This window comes from Streptomyces sp. NPDC048584 (genome assembly GCF_043199595.1).
GTDB lineage: Bacteria > Actinomycetota > Actinomycetes > Streptomycetales > Streptomycetaceae > Streptomyces > Streptomyces edwardsiae.
On the sequence record NZ_JBICWF010000021.1, the window covers coordinates 75,048 to 93,436 of the forward strand.

The 18,389-nt window shown below is 70.6% G+C and carries 12 protein-coding genes; 8 read left to right on the forward strand and 4 right to left on the reverse strand.

What is annotated here, in order from left to right; genetic code table 11:
* Positions 1-73 precede the first annotated feature (73 nt).
* The gene (locus ACGFR9_RS33685; protein WP_030222331.1) at positions 74-1,108 is read right to left on the reverse strand and encodes a LacI family DNA-binding transcriptional regulator; all 1,035 of its coding nucleotides are present in this window, start codon (positions 1,106-1,108) and stop codon (positions 74-76) included.
* 421 nt (positions 1,109-1,529) lie between these two features.
* On the opposite strand from ACGFR9_RS33685, the gene ACGFR9_RS33690 reads away from it, so the two are divergent.
* The 7 genes from ACGFR9_RS33690 (at position 1,530) to ACGFR9_RS33720 (ending at position 14,372) form a co-directional block, all read left to right on the forward strand.
* Positions 1,530-2,801: an extracellular solute-binding protein gene (locus ACGFR9_RS33690; protein ID WP_393216438.1), complete on the forward strand. Its 1,272-nt coding sequence runs from the start codon at positions 1,530-1,532 to the stop codon at positions 2,799-2,801.
* A 97-nt stretch (positions 2,802-2,898) separates the two neighbouring features.
* Positions 2,899-3,903, forward strand: a complete 1,005-nt coding sequence (locus ACGFR9_RS33695) for a carbohydrate ABC transporter permease (RefSeq protein ID WP_393216440.1) — start codon at positions 2,899-2,901, stop codon at positions 3,901-3,903.
* Between the two features lie 13 nt (positions 3,904-3,916).
* The gene (locus ACGFR9_RS33700) at positions 3,917-4,828 is read left to right on the forward strand and encodes a sugar ABC transporter permease (protein WP_393216442.1); all 912 of its coding nucleotides are present in this window, start codon (positions 3,917-3,919) and stop codon (positions 4,826-4,828) included.
* Positions 4,829-5,076: 248 nt separating this feature from the next.
* Positions 5,077-6,771 carry a glycoside hydrolase family 13 protein gene (locus ACGFR9_RS33705; RefSeq protein WP_393216444.1) on the forward strand — a complete coding sequence of 565 codons (1,695 nt, stop codon included), beginning with the start codon at positions 5,077-5,079 and terminating at the stop codon, positions 6,769-6,771.
* Positions 6,772-6,969: 198 nt separating this feature from the next.
* Positions 6,970-8,343: an alpha-amylase family protein gene (locus ACGFR9_RS33710; protein ID WP_393216446.1), complete on the forward strand. Its 1,374-nt coding sequence runs from the start codon at positions 6,970-6,972 to the stop codon at positions 8,341-8,343.
* 176 nt (positions 8,344-8,519) lie between these two features.
* Positions 8,520-13,958 (forward strand): pullulanase-type alpha-1,6-glucosidase, encoded by a 5,439-nt coding sequence (gene pulA, locus ACGFR9_RS33715; RefSeq protein WP_393216448.1) that lies wholly within the window; start codon positions 8,520-8,522, stop codon positions 13,956-13,958.
* Positions 13,959-14,012: 54 nt separating this feature from the next.
* Positions 14,013-14,372 carry a 5-carboxymethyl-2-hydroxymuconate Delta-isomerase gene (locus ACGFR9_RS33720; RefSeq protein ID WP_393216450.1) on the forward strand — a complete coding sequence of 120 codons (360 nt, stop codon included), beginning with the start codon at positions 14,013-14,015 and terminating at the stop codon, positions 14,370-14,372.
* Here the strand turns inward: ACGFR9_RS33720 and ACGFR9_RS33725 are convergent.
* The 3 genes from ACGFR9_RS33725 to ACGFR9_RS33735 all read right to left on the reverse strand — a co-directional run bounded on the left by ACGFR9_RS33725 (position 14,348) and on the right by ACGFR9_RS33735 (position 17,219).
* Positions 14,348-14,557, reverse strand: coding sequence for a hypothetical protein (locus tag ACGFR9_RS33725; RefSeq protein WP_393216460.1), 210 nt, complete (start codon positions 14,555-14,557; stop codon positions 14,348-14,350). The two genes, ACGFR9_RS33720 and ACGFR9_RS33725, sit on opposite strands and share 25 nt — an antisense overlap.
* 5 nt (positions 14,558-14,562) lie before the next feature.
* Positions 14,563-15,285 carry a TetR/AcrR family transcriptional regulator gene (locus ACGFR9_RS33730; RefSeq protein ID WP_393216452.1) on the reverse strand — a complete coding sequence of 241 codons (723 nt, stop codon included), beginning with the start codon at positions 15,283-15,285 and terminating at the stop codon, positions 14,563-14,565.
* A 65-nt stretch (positions 15,286-15,350) separates the two neighbouring features.
* A complete protein-coding gene (locus ACGFR9_RS33735) occupies positions 15,351-17,219 on the reverse strand; it encodes a hypothetical protein (protein ID WP_393216454.1) in 1,869 nt (622 codons plus the stop codon).
* A 602-nt stretch (positions 17,220-17,821) separates the two neighbouring features.
* Between ACGFR9_RS33735 and ACGFR9_RS33740 the strand changes: the two genes are divergently transcribed.
* The gene (locus ACGFR9_RS33740; protein WP_393216456.1) at positions 17,822-18,241 is read left to right on the forward strand and encodes a hypothetical protein; all 420 of its coding nucleotides are present in this window, start codon (positions 17,822-17,824) and stop codon (positions 18,239-18,241) included.
* Positions 18,242-18,389 lie beyond the last annotated feature (148 nt).

Sequence of the window (18,389 nt, forward strand, 5' to 3'; positions counted from 1 at the left end):
GCACAGAGTCTGCCAGAAAAGACCCACCCCCCAGATCATCCCCCGGTCGGGCCCGGCCCGCATCTTCTCCCCCCTACGGACGATTCCGGTCCCCGGGGGCCGAGGCGGTCGAGCCGCGCACCACCAGTTCCGGCATGAACACGAACTCGCTGTGCGGGGCGGGCGTTCCGCCGATCTCCTCCAGCAGCGTGCGCACCGCGGCCTGGCCCATCGCCGGGACCGGCTTGCGCACCGTGGTCAGCGGCGGATCGGTGAACGCGATCAGCGGGGAGTCGTCGAAGCCGACCACCGAGATGTCCTTCGGCACATCCAGGCCGCGCTGCCGCGCCGCCCGTATCGCGCCCAGCGCCATCATGTCGCTCGCGCACACCACCGCCGTGCAGTCGCGGTCCATCAGCGCGGTCGCGGCGGCCTGCCCGCCCTCCAGCGTGTACAGCGAGTGCTGCACCAGCTCCTTCTCGACCGCCTCGGCGCTCAGCCCCAGTTGCTCCTGCACGGTGCGCACGAAGCCCTCGATCTTGCGCTGTACCGGCACGAACCGCTTCGGCCCGAGCGCCAGCCCGATCCGGGTGTGGCCGAGGGAGGCGAGATGGGTGACGGCGAGCGCCATCGCGGCCCGGTCGTCGGGGGAGATGAACGGCGCCTGCACCTTCGGCGAGAAACCGTCCACCAGCACGAACGGAACGCCCTGCGCCCGCAGCCGCTCGTAGCGCTGCATGTCGGCGGTGGTGTCCGCGTGCAGTCCGGAGACATAGATGATCCCGGCCACCCCGCGGTCCACGAGCATCTCGGTCAGCTCGTCCTCCGTCGACCCGCCCGGGGTCTGGGTGGCGAGCACCGGGGTGTAGCCCTGCCGGGTCAGCGCCTGTCCGATGACCTGGGCCAGCGCCGGGAAGATCGGATTCTCCAGCTCCGGGGTGATCAGCCCGACCAGGCCCTCGCTGCGCTGCCGCAGCCGCACCGGACGCTCGTAGCCGAGAACGTCGAGGGCGGCGAGCACGGACTGGCGGGTGGTGGCGGCGACGCCCGGCTTGCCGTTGAGGACGCGGCTGACGGTTGCCTCGCTCACCCCCGCCTGAGCAGCGATATCGGCAAGGCGTGTGGTCACAGGACTGGACTGTAGCCGCCGCTTCGCCCCTTGCACACCGATCGGACGCCTGGTGCGCGCCGTCGAACGGCCCGCTGCGGGCTGCTGGGTCATCGCGATCCCTCACGTCGTGGTCGGCGTCCGTCCGCAAGGGATGATTCCCCCCGCCGGCAACGGATGGCAAGTGCTTGCAGAGTCTTGCACAACAGTGCGATCCCCTGTCGTACGGGCGGAAACCCTGGTCGCGGGACGGTCGAGTTCAGGTCACGGCGGCGTAACTCTCGACGACGCTTGCAAAACTTTTCTGCAAGGTCTTTCGAAAAGGTTCCGGCGCTGTTACGTTCACGTCGCCCGGCGGCGGCAACGGCGCCCTCGGCACGACAGCAGGACGGCAGACGGGGCCGCACTGCACTCACGGGCTTAAACCCTCAAGGAGAACCTCATGCGGCGTGGCATAGCGGCCACCGCGCTGGTGGCGTCCCTCGCCCTCGCGGCGACGGCCTGCGGCGGAGACAGCGACAGCGGCGACAAGGCCGACGGCCCGGTCACCATCACCTGGTGGGACACCTCCAACGCGACCAACGAGGCGCCGACCTACCAGGCCCTGGTCAAGGAGTTCGAGGCCGCCAACAAGGACATCAAGGTCAAGTACGTCAACGTCCCCTTCGACCAGGCGCAGAACAAGTTCGACACCGCCGCCGGTACCAAGGGCGCCCCCGACGTGCTGCGCGCCGAGGTCGGCTGGACCCCCGCCTTCGCCAAGAACAGCTTCCTCCTGCCGCTGGACGGCACCGAGGCCCTCGCCGAGCAGGACAAGATCAAGCCCAACCTGCTCGAGCAGGCCAAGTACGAGGGCAAGACCTACGGCGTCCCCTTCACCACGGACACCCTCGCCTTCGTATACAACAAGGAGCTGTTCGAGAAGGCCGGCGTCGAGGCGCCCAAGACCTGGGACGACCTGAAGAAGGCCGCCGCCACCGTCAAGGCCGAGACCGGCGTCGACGGCTACTGGGGCTCCACGGCCGGCTACTACGCCCAGCCCTTCCTGTACGGCGAGGGCACCGACATGGTCGACGCCGACGCCAAGAAGATCACCGTCAACTCGGCGGAGGCCCAGAAGGCGTACGGCACCTGGCAGAGCCTCTTCGACGGCAAGGGCCTGCACAAGGCCGACGTCACCGCCGACGCCTACGCCCACATCCAGGACGCGTTCGTCAACGGCAAGGTCGCCTCGATCATCCAGGGCCCGTGGGAGATCACCAACTTCTACAAGGGCTCCGCGTTCAAGGACAAGAACAACCTCGGCATCGCCACCGTCCCGGCCGGCACCGCCGGTACGGCCGGCGCCCCAACCGGCGGCCACAACCTCTCCGTCTACGCCGGCTCCGACGAGGCGCACCAGAAGGCCTCGCTGAAGTTCGTCAAGTTCATGACCTCGGCCAAGGCGCAGGAGACCATCGCGCTGAAGAACTCCACGCTCCCGACCCGCGACGACGCCTACACCGACCAGGTCAAGGCCGACCCGGGCATCGCCGGCTACCAGACGGTCCTCACCGCCGCCCAGCCGCGCCCCGCCCTGCCCGAGTACAGCTCGCTGTGGGGCCCGCTGGACGACGAGCTGCCGCAGATCGCGAGCGGCAAGAAGTCCCTGGACAAGGGTCTCGGTGACGCGGAGACCTCGATCGCCAAGCTGGTGCCGGACTTCAGCAAGTAATGCCCGTCCGGCCGCCGGACCCGCTTCCAGGAGAGGAGGGTCCGGCGGCCGCCGGCCTGTGTGCCGTACCCGTTGATCATCCAGAAGGTGCCGAACCATGACAGTCACCATCGACCGCGCGACCGGCAAGCGCCGCGGTGACCGCGCGCCCCGCCCCGGTCCGGCCGGCCGCCTGAAGCGCGGATACCAGAAGTACTGGTACGCCTACGCCATGATCGCGCCCGTGGTCCTGGTGCTCGGCGTCATCGTGCTGTACCCCCTGGCGTACGGCTTCTACCTCACGCTCACCGACGCGGACAGCCTGAACTCGGCCCGCACCATCGGCGTCAACGAGATCGAGGCCACCTACCGGTTCATCGGCATCGACAACTACGCCGACATCCTGTGGGGCGAGACGGCCTACGACCGCTTCTGGTCCAAGTTCGGCTGGACGGTCGTGTGGACGGCCGCCTGCGTCGTCCTGCACTACACCATCGGCCTGGGCCTCGCCCTGCTGCTCAACCAGAAGATCCGCGGCCGCACCTTCTACCGGCTGGTCCTGATCCTGCCGTGGGCCGTGCCCACCTTCGTCACCGTCTTCGGCTGGCGCTTCATGCTCGCCGACGCCGGCATCATCAACACCGCCCTGGACTCGCTCGGTCTGCCCTCGCCGGCCTGGCTCGAGGACACCTTCTGGCAGCGCTTCGCCGCGATCATGGTCAACACCTGGTGCGGTGTGCCGTTCATGATGATCTCCCTGCTCGGCGGGCTGCAGTCCATCGACGCCAGCCTGTACGAGGCCGCCGAGATGGACGGCGCCAACGCCTGGCAGCGGTTCCGCAACGTCACCCTGCCCGGACTGCGCTCGGTCAGCTCCACCGTGGTCCTGCTCGGCGTCATCTGGACCTTCAACCAGTTCGCGATCATCTTCCTGCTGTTCGGCAACACCGCGCCGGACGCCCAGATCCTGGTCACCTGGTCCTACCAGCTCGGCTTCGGACAGCAGCCGCGCGAATTCGCCGAGTCCGCGGCCTACGGCATGCTGCTGCTGGCCATCCTCGTCGTCTTCACCGCCTTCTACCGCCGCTGGCTGAACCGCAATGAGCAGCAGCTCGCGAACTGAGGCAGGAGTCCCCATGAGCACCACATCCGTCACCACCACTGCTCCGGCGGACCGGCCTGCCGACGACACCACCCCGCCCCGCAAGGTACGCCGGCGCGGCGAGAGCAGCCCCCTGGGGCGCCTCACCTCGCACGGCGTCCTCACCGTGGCCGGACTGATCGCGCTGTTCCCGGTCGCCTGGCTGGTCTTCCTGTCCCTCGGCCCCGACAAGGACGACTATCTGCGTCCCGGCGGCATCTGGGGCAAGATGACGCTGGACAACTACGCGTTCGTCCTGCAGCACACGAACTTCTTCGACTGGCTGAAAAGCTCGCTGATCGTCTCGCTCGGCACCACGGTCATCGGCGTCCTCGTCGCCGCCACCACCGGCTACGCGGTCTCCCGCATGCGCTTCCCCGGCTACAGGAAGTTCATGTGGGTCCTGCTGCTCACCCAGATGTTCCCGGTCGCCGTCCTGATGGTGCCGATGTACCAGATCCTGTCGGACCTGCAGCTCATCGACAGCTATCTCGGACTCATCCTGGTCTACTGCTCGACGGCGGTGCCGTACTGCGCCTGGCTGATGAAGGGCTACTTCGACACCATCCCGTTCGAGATCGACGAGGCCGGACGGGTCGACGGACTGACCCCCTTCGGCACGTTCGCGCGGCTGATCCTGCCCCTGTCCAAGCCGGGTCTCGCGGTCGCCGCGTTCTACAGCTTCATCACCGCGTTCGGCGAGGTCGCCTTCGCCACGACGTTCATGCTGGACGACGAGAAGTACACGCTCGCCGTCGGACTGCAGAGCTTCGTCAGTGAGCACGACGCGCAGCGCAATCTGATGGCCGCCACCGCGGTCCTGATCGCGATACCGGTCTCCGCGTTCTTCTATCTCGTGCAGAAGAACCTGGTGGCCGGCCTGACCGCCGGCGGCACCAAGGGGTGAGAGCCGCCAGGGGCTCGTGCGGCTGCCGCGCCGTCGTGGCCGGTCGCGCTCACGCGGCGGAGCCGCAGGTCGAAACAGCCCCGCGCCCCTGAAGGGGCGCCGCTCTCCCCGCGCTTCCGGAGGGCCTTGCCTCTCCCCGAGCCCGAGACGGCCGCGGTGGCCATCCGACCCCGCTGTCACCGCGGCCGCCTCGTCCCCCTCACCCCGCCCCCACTCACTTCCCAGCCCGCACTCGTATCAAGGACGACATGAGCCAGCCTCACTCCGCCGCCCCGGCCCCGACCCCCACGACCGACGCGTCCGTCGCCACCGTCGCCCGGCGCCGCGACTGGTGGCGGGACGCGGTGATCTACCAGGTGTACCCGCGCAGCTTCGCCGACAGCAACGGCGACGGCATGGGCGACCTGGAAGGCATCCGCTCCCGCCTGCCGTATCTGCGCGACCTCGGTGTGGACGCCGTGTGGCTCAGCCCCTTCTACGCCTCCCCGCAGGCCGACGCCGGCTACGACGTCGCCGACTACCGCGCCGTCGACCCCATGTTCGGCAACCTCCTGGACGCCGACGCGCTGATCCGTGACGCCCACGCGCTGGGCCTGCGGATCATCGTCGACCTGGTGCCGAACCACTCCTCCGACCAGCACGAGTGGTTCAAGCGCGCCCTCGCCGAGGGCCCCGGATCGCCCTCCCGAGACCGCTACCACTTCCGCCCCGGCAAGGGGAAGAACGGCGAACTGCCGCCCAACGACTGGGAGTCCATCTTCGGCGGCCCGGCCTGGACCCGTGTCACCGAGCCCGACGGCACCCCCGGCGAGTGGTACCTGCACCTCTTCGCGCCCGAGCAGCCCGACTTCGACTGGGAACACCCCGCCGTCGGCGACGAGTTCCGCTCCATCCTGCGGTTCTGGCTCGACATGGGCGTGGACGGCTTCCGTATCGACGTCGCGCACGGCATGGTGAAGGCCGAGGGCCTGCCGGACCTCGGCGACCACGACCAGCTGAAGCTGCTGGGCAACGATGTCATGCCGTTCTTCGACCAGGACGGCGTCCACGACATCTACCGCCAGTGGCGGCTCATCCTCGACGAGTACTCCGGCGAGCGCATCTTCGTCGCCGAGGCGTGGACCCCCACCGTCGAGCGCACCGCCCACTACGTGCGCCCCGACGAGCTGCACCAGGCGTTCAACTTCCAGTACCTGGGCACCCACTGGGACGCCGAGGAACTGCGCACCGTCATCGACCGGACCCTGGACGCCATGCGCCCGGTCGGCGCCCCCGCCACCTGGGTACTGTCCAACCACGACGTCACCCGGCACGCCACCCGCTTCGCCAACCCGGCCGGCCTCGGCACCCAGATCCGCCTCGCGGGCGACCGCGAACTCGGCCTGCGCCGGGCCCGCGCGGCGACGCTGCTGATGCTGGCGCTGCCCGGTTCGGCCTACGTCTACCAGGGCGAGGAGCTCGGCCTGCCGGATGTCGTCGACCTGCCCGACGAGGTGCGCCAGGACCCGGCGTACTTCCGGGGCGCCGGCCAGGACGGCTTCCGCGACGGCTGCCGGGTGCCGATCCCGTGGACCCGCGAGGGCTCCTCGTACGGCTTCGGCGACGGCGGCAGCTGGCTGCCGCAGCCCGCGGAGTGGGGCGAACTGAGCATCGAGGCGCAGACCGGCACGCCCGGCTCGACCCTGGAGCTGTACCGCTCCGCACTGGCCCTGCGCCGGGAGCGGCCCGAACTGGGCGCGGGCGACGCGGTGGAGTGGCTGCGGGCGCCCGAGGGCGTCCTCGCCTTCCGGCGCGGCGAGTTCGTGTGCGTCGCCAACACCACGGCGGAGCCGGTCAACACCCCGGCGTACGGGCGTGTCCTGATCGCCAACGGCGAGGTGGCGCAGACGGCCGGCGAGGCGACGGTGCCCGCCGACACCACCGTGTGGTGGACCAAGGACTGACCTCCCGTTCCCTGGGGCCGGCCTCCCGCACGTCGTTCGTCCCGCAACTTTTTTCGTTCAAGTTGGTACGGCCCGCTGCCCTTTCGGGTGGCGGGCCTCTAACATCTGCGGTGCCGCAAGGTTGCTGAAGCTTTCTGCAAGAAGCTTCAAGCCGCTTCGGCGGTTTCCCCACACCCTTCGATGAAGAAGGAACCCCACATGGCACGCAGAACCCTCTCCGGGGTGGCCGCGCTCGCGGCCGCCTCGATTGTCATGACCCCGACCGGGGCGGAGGCGTCCCCGCCCGGCACCAAGGACGTCACCGCCGTCCTGTTCGAGTGGAACTTCGCCTCGGTCGCCCGTGAGTGCACCACCACCCTCGGCCCCGCGGGGTACGGCTACGTCCAGGTCTCCCCGCCCGCCGAGCACATACAGGGCGCGCAGTGGTGGACCTCGTACCAGCCGGTCAGCTACAAGATCGCCGGCCGGCTCGGTGACCGGACCGCGTTCAGGAACATGGTCGACACGTGTCACGCGGCCGGCGTGAAGGTCGTCGCCGACACGGTCATCAACCACATGTCCGCGGGCAGCGGCACCGGTACGGGCGGTTCGTCGTACACGAAGTACGACTACCCCGGTCTGTACTCCTCGTACGACTTCGACAACTGCACCTCGCAGATCAACAACTACGGCGACCGCTGGAACGTCCAGAACTGCGAACTCGTCGGCCTCGCCGACCTGGACACCGGCGAGGACTACGTCCGCGGGGCCATCGCCGGCTATATGAACGACCTGCTGTCCCTGGGCGTCGACGGCTTCCGTATCGACGCCGCCAAGCACATGCCGGCCGCCGACCTCGCCAACATCAAGTCCCGGCTGAGCAATCCGGGCGTGTACTGGAAGCAGGAGGTCATCCACGGCGCGGGCGAGGCCGTCCAGCCCACCGAGTACACGGGCGTCGGTGACGTCCAGGAGTTCCGCTACGCCTACGACCTCAAGCGGGTCTTCAACAACGAGAACCTCGCCTATCTGAAGAACTACGGCGAGGGCTGGGGCTATCTGAACGGCTCCGTATCCGGCGTCTTCGTCGACAACCACGACACCGAGCGCAACGGCAGCACGCTGTCCTACAAGGACAACGCCACCTACACCCTGGCCAACGTCTTCATGCTGGCCTGGCCCTACGGCGCCCCGGACATCAACTCCGGGTACGAGTTCTCCGACCACGACGCCGGACCGCCGAACGGCGGCCGGGTCGACGCCTGCTGGCAGAACGGCTGGAAGTGCCAGCACGCCTGGCCGGAGATCAAGTCCATGGTCGCGTTCCGCAACGCGACCCGGGGCCAGTCGGTGACGAACTGGTGGGACAACGGCAACGACGCGATCGCGTTCGGCCGGGGCGGCAAGGGCTTCGTGGCCGTCAACCACGAGTCCGGCTCGCTGACCCGCACCTACCAGACCTCCCTCGCCGCGGGCACGTACTGCGACGTCCAGAACAACACCACGGTCACCGTGAACGGTTCCGGACAGCTGACCGCCACCCTGGGCTCCCACACGGCCCTCGCGGTGTACGCCGGCAAGTCGTCCTGCTGAACACCCGCGGGCCGCGCCGCCGTTCACGGGGCGGCGGCGCGGCCCGCGCCTGGCTGCAAGTCCTTACCGTTACTTTCACAACCCTTGCTGTAAAGCTTTCAACGGCGATACGGTCACGCGGACGCTCCGGTGACGTGGCCGAAACAGGCCGTGCCGTGGCGTGGGGTCGGACCCGAATGAGCCGTACACGCAAGGAGTTCACTGCCTTGAATGCCAGCTGGCCCGCGCCCCCGGGGCGCCGCACCGCACGGGGCGGGCGCGTCGCCGCCGTCACCGTGGCCGCGCTCGCCGCGGCCCTCGTGCAACCGGTCGCCGCACGCGCCGCCACACCGCCCGCGCCGCCCTCGGACGCGAAGCTCGCCTCGTCGCCCGTACGGCACGATCTGACCCGCGAGCAGTTCTACTTCGTCCTGCCGGACCGCTTCGCCAACGGCGACACCGGCAACGACCGCGGCGGACTGACCGGTTCACGCCTCGCCACCGGCTACGACCCCACCGACAAGGGCTTCTACCAGGGCGGCGACCTCAAGGGCCTGACGAAGAGGCTCGACTACATCAAGGGGCTCGGCACCACCGCCATCTGGATGGCGCCCATTTTCAAGAACCAGCCCGTGCAGGGCACGGGGGAGAACGCGAGCGCCGGCTACCACGGCTACTGGATCACCGACTTCACCCAGGTCGACCCGCACTTCGGCACCAACGACGACCTCGAGAAGCTCATCGACAAGGCCCACGACAAGGGCATGAAGGTCTTCTTCGACGTCATCACCAACCACACCGCCGACGTCGTCGACTACGAGGAGAAGTCCTACGGCTACCTCTCCAAGGGAGCCTTCCCGTATCTGACGAAGGACGGCGAGCCCTTCGACGACGCCGACCACGCGGACGGCTCCCGCCCGTTCCCGCGTGTGGACGGCGGTTCCTTCCCGCGCACCCCGGTCGTGCCGGCCGCGAAGAAGCGTGCCAAGGTCCCGTCCTGGCTCAACGACCCGGACATGTACCACAACCGGGGCGACTCCACCTTCGCCGGCGAGTCCGCCGAGTACGGCGACTTCTCCGGCCTCGACGACCTGTGGACCGAGCGTCCCGAGGTCGTCGACGGCATGGAGAAGATCTACCAGCGGTGGGTCAGGGACTTCGACATCGACGGCTTCCGGATCGACACCGTGAAGCACGTCAACATGGAGTTCTGGACCCAGTGGGCCACCGCCCTGGACGCCTACGCGGCCAGGAAGGGCCGGGACGACTTCTTCATGTTCGGCGAGGTCTACTCCGCCGACACGAACATCACCGCCCCGTACGTCACCCAGGGCCGCCTCGACGCCACGCTCGACTTCCCGTTCCAGGAGGCGGCACGGCAGTACGCCTCCCAGGGCGGCAGCGCGCGGAAGCTGGCCTCGGTCTTCGGTGACGACTACAAGTACGCCACCGACAAGGCCAACGCCTATGAGCAGGTCACCTTCCTCGGCAACCACGACATGGGCCGCATCGGCACGTTCCTCACCCAGGACAACCCGGAGGCGTCCGACGCGGAGCTGCTGAAGAAGGACATGCTCGCCAACGAGCTGATGTTCCTCAGCCGCGGCAACCCGGTCGTCTACTACGGCGACGAGCAGGGCTTCACCGGCGCCGGCGGCGACAAGGACTCCCGCCAGACCCTGTTCGCCTCCCGCACCGCCGACTACCTCGACGACGATCTGATCGGCACCGACCGCACCCACGCCGAGGACGGCTACGACACGCGAGCACCGCTCTACCGGCAGATCAGTGCTCTCGCGAAGCTCCGCAAGGCCCACCCGGCCCTCACCGACGGCATCCAGCAGGAGCGGTACGCCGCCGACGGGGCGGGTGTCTACGCCTTCTCCCGCACGGGCACCGGCAAGGACACCACCGAGTACGTCGTCGCCTTCAACAACTCCGGCGAGGCGCGGAAGGCCACCTTCGCGACCGGCTCCGCCCGGATGACGTTCAAGGGCCTCCACGGCACCGACGCCTCCGTGACCAGCGACGCCGACAAGAAGATCACCGTCACCGTCCCGGCGGGCTCCGCGATCGTCCTCAAGGCATCCGGCCCGCTCGCCAAGCCGGCCGTCAAGCCCACGATCAGCCTCAAGGCCCCCGAGACGGGCGCCACCGGCACCGTCGAGGTCACCGCGGACGTCGACGGCGGCCGGCTCAACCGGGTCGTCTTCGCCGCCCAGACCGGCAACGGCAGGTGGCACACCCTCGGCTCCGCCGACCACGCCCCCTACCAGGTCACCCACACCATCGGCGAGGACGTCCCCGCCGGCACCGCCCTGCGCTACAAGGCGGTCGTGATCGACTCGACCGGGCGTACCGCGAGCGTCCTCGCCGCCTCCGCCACCGGCACCCCGCCGGCCGAGGAGCCGCCCACCGCCGCCTCCCGCGACTACGCGATCGTCCACTACCAGCGCACGGACGGCGACTACGACGACTGGAGCCTGTACGCCTGGGGCGACCTCGCCGACGGCGAGGCCACCGAGTGGCCGGCCGGCCACCCCTTCACCGGCCGCGACGCCTACGGCGCCTTCGCCTACGTCAAGCTGAAGCCGGGTGCCTCCGACGTCGCCTTCCTCGTCGTCGACAAGGACGGGAACAAGGACGTCTCCACCGACCGCACGATCGACCTCACCAGGACCGGTGAGGTCTGGATCGAGCAGGGCAAGGAGACGGTCACCACCGAGCGGCCCGACTACCCGGCCCAGGACACCACCAAGGCCGTACTCCACTACCACCGCGCCGACGGGAACCACGACGGCTGGGGCCTGCACACCTGGACCGGTGCCGCGAACCCCACCGACTGGTCGAACCCCCTGAAGCCGGTGCGGACCGACGCCTACGGTGCCGTCTTCGAGGTGCCGCTCACCGAGGGTGCCACCAGCCTCAGCTACATCCTCCACAACGGCGACGAGAAGGACCTCCCCACCGACCAGTCGCTCGACCTCAAGGCGAACGGCCACGAGGTGTGGCTGGTGAACGGCCAGGAGAAGTACCTGCTGCCGCAGCCCGCCGGCTCGGCGGCCGCCCTCGACCTCACCACCTCCAAGGCCGTCTGGATCGACCGGGACACCCTCGTCTGGGACGGCTCCGAGGCCGCCGCCTCCACCCAGCTCCTCGCCTCCCGCACCGGCTCCGTCAAGGTGCAGGACGGGACGCTGACCAGCGGGGACGCGCGCTGGATCCGGCTGAACGGCGCGAGCCTCACCGACGCCCAGAAGGCGAGGTTCCCGCATCTGAAGGACGGCACCGCCTGGTCCGTCGACCCGCGCGACCGGGACCGGGTGCGCGAGGCCCTGCGCGGGCAGGTCGTCGCCACCCAGCACGCCGCGGGCGGCGCCGTGCTCGCCGCGACCGGCGTGCAGATCGCGGGCGTACTCGACGACCTCTACGCCGCTGCCGCTAAGGCGGACCTCGGCCCCGTGTTCCGCCACGGCCGGCCCACCCTCTCCGTGTGGGCGCCGACCGCGCGGAACGTCTCCCTGGAGATCGGCGGCCGCGGCGTCCGCATGCACCGCGACGACGCCACCGGCGTCTGGTCCGTCACCGGACCGGCCTCCTGGAAGGGCGAGGAGTACCGGTACCGGGTGACGGTGTGGGCGCCGGGCACCCGCGAGATCGTCACCAACGAGGTCACCGACCCCTACTCGGTCGCCCTCACCACCGACTCCGAGCGCAGCCTCGTCGTCGACCTCGCCGACCGCTCCCTGAAGCCCCGCGACTGGACGACGTACGACAAGCCCAGGGCCGTACCGCTCAAGGACGCCCAGATCCAGGAGCTGCACATCCGCGACTTCTCCGTCGCGGACCGCACGGCGCGGCACCCCGGCACCTACCTCGCCTTCACCGACAAGGACAGCGACGGCAGCAAGCACCTGCGCGAGCTGGCCGGGGCCGGCACCTCGTACGTGCATCTGCTGCCCGCGTTCGACATCGCCACCATCCCCGAGAAGAAGTCCGGGCAGACAGCCGTCGACTGCGACCTCGCCTCCTACCCGGCCGACTCGGACAAGCAGCAGGAGTGCGTGGCGAAGGCCGCCGCCAAGGACGCCTTCAACTGGGGCTACGACCCCTACCACTACACGGTCCCCGAGGGCTCCTACGCCACCGACCCCGACGGCACCGAACGCACCGTCGAGTTCCGCGAGATGGTCAAGGCGCTCAACGAGGACGGCCTGCGCGTCGTCATGGACGTCGTCTACAACCACACCGCCGCGAGCGGCCAGGCCGAGACCTCCGTCCTCGACCGCATCGTGCCCGGCTACTACCAGCGGCTCCTCGCCGACGGCTCGGTAGCCAACAGCACCTGCTGTGCCAACACGGCCACCGAGAACGCCATGATGGGCAAACTGGTCGTCGACTCGATCGTCACCTGGGCCAAGGAGTACAAGGTCGACGGGTTCCGCTTCGACCTCATGGGCCACCACCCGAAGGCCAACATCCTCGCCGTCAGGAAGGCGCTGGACGAGCTGACCCCCGCCAAGGACGGCGTCGACGGCAAGAAGATCATCCTGTACGGCGAGGGCTGGAACTTCGGCGAGATCGCCGACGACGCCCGCTTCGAACAGGCCACGCAGCAGAACATGGCCGGCACCGGCATCGCCACCTTCTCCGACCGGGCCCGTGACGCCGTGCGCGGCGGCGGCCCCTTCGACGAGGACCCCGGCGTGCAGGGCTTCGCCTCCGGCCTCTACACCGACCCCAACTCCTCGCGGAGCAACGGCACCGAGACCGAGCAGAAGGCCCGCCTGCTGCACTACCAGGACCTGATCAAGGTGGGCCTGAGCGGCAACCTCGCCGGCTACACCTTCACCGACACCAGCGGCAAGGAGGTCAAGGGCTCCCAGGTCGACTACAACGGCGCCCCCGCCGGCTACGCGGCCGCCCCCGGCGACGCCCTCGCCTACGCGGACGCGCACGACAACGAGTCCCTGTTCGACGCGCTCGCCTTCAAGCTGCCGAAGGACACGTCCGCCGGAGACCGGGCCCGGATGCAGGTCCTCGCCATGGCGACGGCCGCCCTCTCGCAGGGCCCGGCCCTCTCCCAGGCGGGCACCGACCTGCTGCGCTCCAAGTCCCTGGACCGCAACTCCTACGACAGCGGCGACTGGTTCAACGCCATCCACTGGAACTGCGCGGACGGCAACGGCTTCGGCCGGGGTCTGCCGCCGGCCGCCGACAACGAGGACAAGTGGCCCTACGCGGGGCCCCTGCTCGGCTCGGTCCAGGTCGGCTGCCCGCAGATCGAGGGCACCTCGGCCGCGTACCAGGACCTGCTGTCCATTCGTACGACGGAGAAGGCGTTCTCCCTCGGCACGGCCGCCCAGGTGCAGTCCCGGCTCTCCTTCCCGCTCTCCGGGACGGACGAGACGCCCGGCGTGATCACCATGAAGCTCGGCGATCTGGTCGTGGTCTTCAACGCCACGCCCCAGAAGCAGGAACAGCGCGTCGCCGCGCTCGCCGGCACCGGCTACCGCCTGCACCCGGTGCAGTCGGCGGGCCGGGACGCGGTCGTGAAGACCTCGTCGTACGCGAAGGGGTCCGGCACGTTCACCGTCGCGGCACGCACGGTCGCGGTGTTCACCACCGGTGGCTGATCCCGTAGGAGGCTGCGGCTAGTGTGAGCCCTCCTGACCAGAACAGGAGGGCTCATGCCGCAGATCACCGTCGACTACTCCGGGCGACTGGCGGACGGCTTCGACCGGCCCGCGTTCGCGCGGGACCTGCACACCGCCGTCGTGGAGATCGCGGCCGCCAAGCAGCCGGCGTGCAAGACCCGCTTCCGGCGGACCGAGGACATCGTCGTCGGCCAGGACACCGACGGACACGCCCATGTGCATGTCCACATCGCCATGCTGCCCGGCCGCACCGACGACACCAAGGCCCGGCTCACCGAGACCGTGCTCGAACTGCTGCGGCAGTACGTGAAGCCGGCCGGGGGTCTGACCCTGCACGCCTTCGCCGAGGTGCGCGAACTCGACGCGTCCTACCGGAAGTCCGAGGGCGAGTAGGCCTCACGACAGGTCGCGGCGGCCCAGCCACGACGGCAGCACCGGCACCCCGTCCTCGTCCCGCTCGGCTGCTCCGCGAGCGCCTCCTCCCGCGTCCCCTCGACGTGCGCCACCACCCGGGCCTCCGTGTGCTTGCGCTCGCCGGTGCCCACGGTCGACTCGACGACCAGACCCCACGTCGTCACGGCGCTCACGGCGACGCCAGCGCGATGAGCCGGGTGGCGAGGTCGGTGAACGGTCCGTCGCCCGGCTCGCCCTTGACGAGATCGCGGAGCAGCGCGGCCAGTTCCTCGTCGCGGGCGGCGGCCACGGCGGCCAGCGCGGCGAAGTCCTGCACCAGCTGCGCCTCCAGTTCGGCGCGCGGGATGCGCCGCCCGTCCAGCCAGATCAACGCCGTCGACTCGACGAGCGAGATCCAGGACCGTACGACCAGTTCGAGGCGCACCGGAGGGGGACCGACCACGCCCATGTGCGACAACATCTGGTCGTACGCGACCTGCCGTACGGAGTCGATCAGCGCGTGGGTGGTCGACACCGCGCTCATGGAGCGGGCCCCGCCCGCGGACACCGCAGGACCACCGCGCATCAGGGCGGCGAAACCCGGCCCGTGCTCGTCGACGAAGTCGAAGAAGCGGGCCATCACCCGGCGCAGCCGCGACCCCAGCGGGCCCTCCTGCGGCTCCGTGAACCGGGACGCCAGATCATCGGCAGCACGCCTCAACGCGGCCTCGTAGAGGCTGAGTTTGCCGGGGAAGTAGTGATAGACCAGCGGGCGGGAGATGCCCGCACGCGCCGCTATCTCGTCGATGGAGACCTCGTCGGGGGAGCGCCGGCTGAACAGTTCGAGGGCCACGCCGATCAACTGCTGCCGCCGTTCCTCCACTCCCATTCTGCGCCGTTCCCCGCTCGTCATACGAACACCTTACCGATCGATTCCGGCCGTGAAGGGTCCGGACCGGGCGGCGGTGTTCACGCGGCTCAGCGCAGTCCGGTGATCGTCCGTCCGTTCTCCCGTGTGCCCCTGAGATCCGCCTGGACTCCGTTCCTCGTGCGGACGGTCAGCAGCGGGCCCTTCGCGGACCCCTCGACACCGCCGGCCGCCCGGATGGACTTGGTGTCGGGGCTGCCCGCGGCCAGCAGATACCAGTGGCCGTTCTCGGACTTCCACAGCACCCCGGCGAGCACGCGCGGCTCCCGCTCCCCGCACGCCGGTACGTCCTGGGCCTTCGCCGCCACCGCTCCGAACCGTCCGCCCGGTGTGTGGAACTGCGCCAGCACCCGCGCGCCGCCGCCCCGCCAGGTCTCGGCCCGGGTGCACACCCACGCCGCCTCACCGCTGCCCTCGGGCAACGGCTGCCCGGCGAACTCCCAGGCGTTCACACTCCGCACGCCGGCCGAACGCAACGCGCCCAGCGAGCAGGCGTACGGCGCCCAGGTGCGCAGGGCCTTCGCCCCGGACGCCTCCCGTGTCCCGCCGGGGCGTCCGGCGGTCAGCCGGGCCGGGACCAGTTCGCCGAGGTCGGTCACCAGGCGGGTGCCGGTGCCGTCGGTCAGCTCCAGCACGTTCCACGACGTGCACGGTCCCGGCTTCAGGGCGGGGCCGGCCAGGGGGGAGGTCACGCCGTCCGTGAGGGGGAGCGCCATCGCGCCCGAACCGGGTTCACGCAGATCCCGCTCGCCCGCCTCCCGCACCCAGGGGGCCAGCAGATAGCGGACGTTGCCGTCGGCCCGGCTCAGCACCACCGCACCGGAGCCGGCCCGGCCGGCGCCGTCGACGCGGGCGAAGTCGAGCGCCGCGCCCCGGGTGGCGTCCCTGGGTTCGGCGTATCTGGCGATGCGCAGACCGTCGTACAGGACCACCACGAGTGCCGTGTCGACCGTCCCCGCGTAGAGGAGCTGTGGCGGGCCGGCGGGGCCGCCCGACGGGGTGCCCGGGGTCGCCGACACCCGGACGCCGTCCCCGGGGCGTGCCCACACGGCGAGGGCGCGGCGCAGCAGGGCACGGTCGCCGGTGCGGTCGCCGCGGGCCGGCCACACGGAGAAGTCGGTGCGGGCCGAGGTCTTCCACGCGGTGGGGGAGACCCGGGTCAGTCTCCCCGGGTCCAGTGCGGCCTGTGCGGCCGGGTTCCGCGCGTACGGGGGCGCTGCCGCGCCGTCGGGGCCCCAGCCGTCGCCGGGCAGTGCGAGCAGGGTCCCGCACACGGCCAGGGCCGCCGCGCCGACCAGCGTGGCCTTCAGATGACGGCGGCGGCGCAGCAGGTCGGTCGGGCGGGCCTGCAGTGAGCAGGGGTCGAACTCGGGGGAGTCGAGCAGGCGGTACGGGTCGGGGAGGAGGTCGGCCTCCGCCAGCGCGGCGTCCACGTCGGTGACGCCGGCGGCGGTGAGGACCTCGCGTACGTCGCCGTCCGGCAGGCGTTCCAGACCGCGCAGGGCATGGGCGGCGCGGGCCGGGCCGGACAGGGTGGACAGGCGCTGGTCCAGGGCGAGTTCGTCGGCGCCGCCCGAGCGGGGGAACAGCTTCAGGCCCCATACCTGGGGGAGGGGCGGGGGCAGGCGCCTGCCGCTCCTCAATGCCGTACGGAGCACCTGGAGGCGGACCAGTGTGTAGCCGGGGCCCCCGTCACGGACCGCCGACTGCGCGGGGATCAGCGGGGCGGGGACGCGGCCACGGGGCAGTGCCCGCTGGACCAGGGCGTGCGCGGTGAGCACCCGCCTGCTCCGGCCCCTGCCGGGCGGCAGCACCAGATAGGCGAGCCGGACGAGCCGCGGGTAGTGCTCGACGAGCGCGGCCTCGGCCTGCTCGACGTCCACGGCAGAGGAGGGCGGGACGACATCCTGTGACTGCACGCCCAGCAGAACGAGCGGAGCGACGGATGGTCACCCCACCCCGCCGCCGCAGCCAGCGTAGCTGCGGGCAGTCGTGCCGCTGGGGCGGCACGGGTGGGCGCAGCGGCACCCCCTCCAGCGGGGCGAGCGCACCCCCACCCCCGCCCGGCAGCCACCCCGGGGTGACGGCTGAGCGGGGGGACATCGCGCGGCCCGGCGCCGGCGGGGTGCCGTCGCGCCCACCCGTGCCGCCCTGCGGCACGCCTGCCCGCGGCTGGGCGGAGTGCGGCACGCCTGCCCGCGGATAGGCGGAGTGCGGAGTGTGGCGCGTCTGCGCGCGGAGCGGCGGGTCGGTGGAACGCGGGTGTGCGCGGATCGGCGGAGTGTGGCGCGTCTGCGCGCGGATAGGCGGAGTGCGGAGTGTGGCGCGTCTGCGCGCGGATCGGCGGATCGGTGGAACGCGGGTGTGCGCGGCGGGCGCGGATGCGCGGGGGCGTGGAGAGGCGGCGGAGGGGTGTGGCGGGGGGATTGAGTGGTGGGGGCGGATTCGACGTATGGGGGGTGTGGGTCCCGGGGCGGGGCTCTGTGTGGCGTGTCGTCACCGTCAAGATCCGGAGGAACATATGAGGGTGACCCGACCGATGCTCGCGCTGGCCGGTGCAGTCGCAGCCCTGGCCCTCGCCGGCTGCGGAACCGGCGACGGTGACAAGGAGCAGGTGCCGCCCACCGCCACCGGCAGCCTGGAACACCTGGCCACCGAGGCGAAGTGCGACCCGAACATGCAGACCGACGCCGACACCATCCGCCAGGCCCTGTGCGGGAAGGGCGAGGGCAAGTACGTCCTCGCCACCTTCTCCACCGACCGGGGCCAGCGCGAGTGGATCAACACGGCCAAGGACTACGGCGGTCACTACCTCGTCGGCCGTAAGTGGGTCGCCGTGGGCCACGAGGACGTCGTCGCCGCACTGCGCGGAACCCTCGGCGGCACCCTGGAGGAGGGCATCGACCACAGCGGAGGCGGGCACGGCGGCCACCACGGCTGAGATCGGCAACAGAAGGAGGGCCGGTGGCGGGGATCCCCCCCCCCCGCCCCCCCGGTGTCGGCGGGCGCCCGGACAAAATGGAGGCCACACCACAGGTGTTGCACCCCCCCACCCGGGTGATCAGGGCGGGGGGCCAACACGTGTGTTA